A 3833-nucleotide genomic window follows, 5' to 3' on the forward strand; every position below is an offset into this window, starting at 1 on the left:
ATGATCCGCTTGCAGGTACCGGCACCCGCCTGGGAGATCACCAGCTGGCCGCTGGTCTGGTTGGCGACGACGTTCCAGGTGCCGGCAATGCTGGCCGGCCAGCCGTCCGCCAGGGCACCACCGGCCCACCCGACCGTCGCAGCACAGGCAAGTGTCGCGGTGATGTTCCGGATTCTGCTGATGGTCGTGTACTTCATAGCACGCTCCTCATCAAAGTCATGGCGATGACGTAGGTGCCTCGGCGCATACAGTGACCAGTGAAGCTCGTGCTCAGCTTCTTCATGCCAGGGTTTCTGGCAGTGCCTAATCTATCACAAGATCGTGTGGACGGGCGTGACGGAATCGCTTCGACGAATTGCTGGAAATTTTTCTTGCGGTGATTGGCGCAATGGCCGGGGTTGGCCCGGGCCATTTCCTTCGGGAAAGGAGTATCCTGGTCAGGCGAGGGCGATGGTCCGGTCGGTGAAGACCAGGAACTCGATCTGGTGCAGGACGTCCGTGCCATCGCCGCCGGCCAGGTGCGTGACCGTCCAGCCACCATCGTCCTGCTGGGTCACCGCATAGTCGGCCGAAGCGCCGGTGAACAGGGCGGCATCGCTGCCCAGGCCGCCATCCAGCACGTCGTCGCCCGCCCCGCCGATCAGGCCGTCGTCGCCGCCGCCGCCGGTCAGCTGGTCCTGGCCGTCGCCGCCGAAGAGGACGTCCTCGCCGTCCTGGCCGGCCAGGACGTCGTCGCCGTCGCCGCCATGCAACTCGTCGGCGCCGCTGCCGCCGGACAGCCGGTCGCTGGCACCGTCGCCGAACAGCATGTCGTCGCCGGCACCGCCATTCAGATAGTCGCTGCCGCCATCGCCGGTGAGGATGTCGTGGCCGTCGCCCCCAGCCAGCCGGTCGCGGCCGTCGCCGCCATAAAGGCGGTCCTGGCCGTCGCTGCCGATTAGATAGTCGTTGCCGACCCCGCCATAGAGCTCATCGTTGCCGCTGCCGCCATGCAGCCAGTCATGGCCGTCGCCGCCGTTGAGATAGTCATCGCCGGACCCGCCCACCAGACGGTCGTCGCCGTTGCCGCCGAACAGGACGTCGAGGCCCGGGCCGCCGTCGAGGAGATCGTGGCCGTCGCCGCCGTTCAGCCGGTCGTCACCGGCCTCGCCGGCCATGACGTCGTCGCCGGGCTCGGCCAGGAGGACGGTCCCGCCGAACGGATCGGTCCCGAAGCCGATCACGTCGTCGCCGGCACCGCCCAGGATCGTGTCGGCCGCGGCCGTCCCGGATAGCACGTCATTGCCCTCGCTGCCGGAAATCTCGCGCACGATGCGTCTCCCCCTTCCCATGCGCTGACTTGAACCGGCTGGATACCCGTCGGTTCGTCAGTGTTCATTGGATTTTGTTCAGATGCTGTTCAGGACCCGGACAGTGTAGCGGCGGCGCTACGCCCTGCGGCCAATCCCGCCGGCCGGGACCAGCCGGGGGGCAGCGCCTCCACCAGCAGGTTGGAGGTCGGGGTCGGCCGGGACGTGCCGCTTCTGCCGTCCGGGAAGAAGCGCAGGCAGGACGGCCGTCATCCGCTCAAAATGGTGAGCCGGCTGCCGGATGCAGGGCAGGCGACGCGGCTGCCGGCAGGCCAGGAGCAGTGACATTGCCGCATGGTCATGGAAAGGAAGTACTGCCTGATGCGCCCGACCGCCCGCGCTTGCGCTCGCCGGTAGGGGAACAACCACCGGTTCAGGGAACTCCGCCTCCATGGTCACGCGCACGGGCACGCTCGTCAACGACCTGCTGTATGGCAGCGGCCAGCCGGACCGGATCTACGCCCTGGCCGGGGACGACTGGGTCAAGGCGTTCGCCGGTGCAGACCAGATCGAACTCGGAGCCGGCAACGACATCGCGTTCGGCGGGCGCGGGGCGGACCTGACCACTGGCGGCGAGGGCGACGATCGGCTGGCCGGCGGTGCTGGCTGGGACCTGTTGATCGGCGGCGCCGGCAACGACCTGTTCGGCATCGACTTCCGGCACCACAATGGCCTCTACGACAGCCCCGGCGCCAACAACAGCGAGGCGAACGACGTCATGCGGATGGGGCTATACCAGCCACGCCTTCCGCGAGCACATCTGGAATCTGGGCAGCCGCCACCCGATGATCCCGCCACTGCGGCACGAGGCGCCGGTCGCTTGTCCTGCCTAGATCTACCACAACCACAACCGGATCGAGCGCCTGTGGGCCAGGCGCAAGGAGTGGCGGGCGGTGGCCACTTGCGGAGCCTGCCCGCAAGCCGGCTGCAGGCCCGGTCCGGGGTGAAGACCGCGGCTTCCTTCATGAGCGTACTCTGCACGCTGCCACGATCGACTGGTTCGAGGACTAGCGGGCCCTGATGATGTCGCAGGATGGGGATGAAGACTGAGGGCTATTAATGTGCTGTCGGACCAGCCAACCATCTGGCAGTTCTCACTATGCAACTCTGCCCTGAGGGAGATCCTGTGCCGGTTGTATGGCACCGAGATCGTTCTTGATGGAGTTGGCTGATGACCTGGTCTGCTTGTCAGTGAGGCGCCTTCACGAATCGCCAGAGTACATTGGGTTGGTTGATGCAGGCCCACTGCGTGATTGGATCGCCATTTCCCGAGGTTCCTCCGTGTTGGTGAACACACTTGCCGCTATGTTGAAACTGCAACCAGTAATATCCACCGCCTGCTGGTATCCTCTTGATTTTGACGTTGGGCTGATTAACGCACTGCCACTGCGTAATAGGATCACCATCCCCGAACGTTGCTCCGTGTTGGTGAACGCACTTCTCGCTGTGCTTGAGTCTTAGAAAATAATAGCCACCACCTGCTCGCCGTAGCTCCAGCTTTACGTTTGGTTGATTCACGCAACTCCACTGAGTGATGGCATCTCCATTGCCCTGGGTTGCTCCATGCTGATGAAGGCACTTGTTGCTGTGCTTTGCGACTACATAATAATAGTCATGAGCAATTGCTTGCGCCGAGGCGGCGCAAATCAACAATGCAGAAGGTAGCAGTATCCTTCCGAGAGTATTTCCCCATCGGGGATGGACCGCTTTGTTTGTTAAGCGCATCATGACGATTGTCCTCGATTAGGTTTCGCATTGACCGCATGACAAGCCATAGCTATTGTATGCTGCGCTATACATAGCTTATGGCAACTTACATAATCGTATCATGAACACATGTTGTCAACAGAATTCGTAGTACAATGTACTTCAATATAACTTAGATTCGTTTTAAGTATACGCTTGGTCCACAAGGGAATATAGGAGGGGGAAACTGATATAACCCCTTGATGAATAGTATTTTTTGGCTGATTATTCGATGTTTCTCGGATCATGAAGGTGCATTTTTGTAGCTTCTTGTAGCTTCGCCCGTCTTGGGTGGTAGCCCGTGGTTCCGCGGGCGATGATTGTCTTGGTGCTAACCGCTCACCACGCTCGTGACCTGTTCGCCCGGCTTCACATTCAGATCTATGAGGCACCTCCTCGCCTGCCCCCGACACTGCCATTGGCCGGCTTGAAGAACGTAGCTCTGCGCTCCGGGAAGGGATCCGCTTTTGCTGGCGGCGGATGGCAGCGACGATGGCGGTCCACCTGGGTTCTCTAACCTGGTCGGGTGTTGCGGGTTACTCGACCCGGTACTGGGGCCAACCGGATGCCTTCGACGGAGTCGAACTTTCGATCGCCGGCGCCGTCGATGTGGCACATCGTGATGCGGTTGCGCAGGAGAGGCCGACACATCCTGCCACTTGTTCCGGCCCCGCGAGATGTACTGGACTCCGTCGTTCCGGCAGGTGTCTCAGACCGCAGGCCGGGAGGGCTCCTCCT

General features: G+C 62.2%; 4 protein-coding genes. 1 reads left to right on the top strand and 3 read right to left on the bottom strand.

Going from position 1 to position 3833, the window contains the following annotated elements; all coding sequences use genetic code 11:
- Positions 1-197 (bottom strand): hypothetical protein (locus EQG76_RS13900; protein ID WP_159714343.1); only part of this gene is annotated, 197 nt, incomplete at its 3' end.
- A 240-nt stretch (positions 198-437) separates the two neighbouring features.
- Positions 438-1310, bottom strand: coding sequence for a calcium-binding protein (locus EQG76_RS13905; protein WP_159714346.1), 873 nt, complete (start codon positions 1308-1310; stop codon positions 438-440).
- Between the two features lie 430 nt (positions 1311-1740).
- On the opposite strand from EQG76_RS13905, the gene EQG76_RS33470 reads away from it, so the two are divergent.
- Positions 1741-2370, top strand: a complete 630-nt coding sequence (locus EQG76_RS33470) for a calcium-binding protein (RefSeq protein ID WP_159714349.1) — start codon at positions 1741-1743, stop codon at positions 2368-2370.
- Positions 2371-2537: 167 nt separating this feature from the next.
- On the opposite strand, the gene EQG76_RS33475 is transcribed toward EQG76_RS33470, so the two are convergent.
- Positions 2538-3077: an RICIN domain-containing protein gene (locus tag EQG76_RS33475; RefSeq protein ID WP_159714352.1), complete on the bottom strand. Its 540-nt coding sequence runs from the start codon at positions 3075-3077 to the stop codon at positions 2538-2540.
- Between the last annotated feature and the right edge of the window lie 756 nt (positions 3078-3833).

Origin of the sequence: Geminicoccus flavidas, assembly GCF_009806515.1 — a bacterium.
Lineage (GTDB): Bacteria > Pseudomonadota > Alphaproteobacteria > Geminicoccales > Geminicoccaceae > Geminicoccus > Geminicoccus flavidus.

Coding starts and splice junctions, on each gene's coding strand:
- EQG76_RS33475 (WP_159714352.1), bottom strand. CDS start 3,077: ATGATGCGCTTAACAAACAAAGCGGTCCATCCCCGATGGGGAAATACT.
- EQG76_RS33470 (WP_159714349.1), top strand. CDS start 1,741: ATGGTCACGCGCACGGGCACGCTCGTCAACGACCTGCTGTATGGCAGC.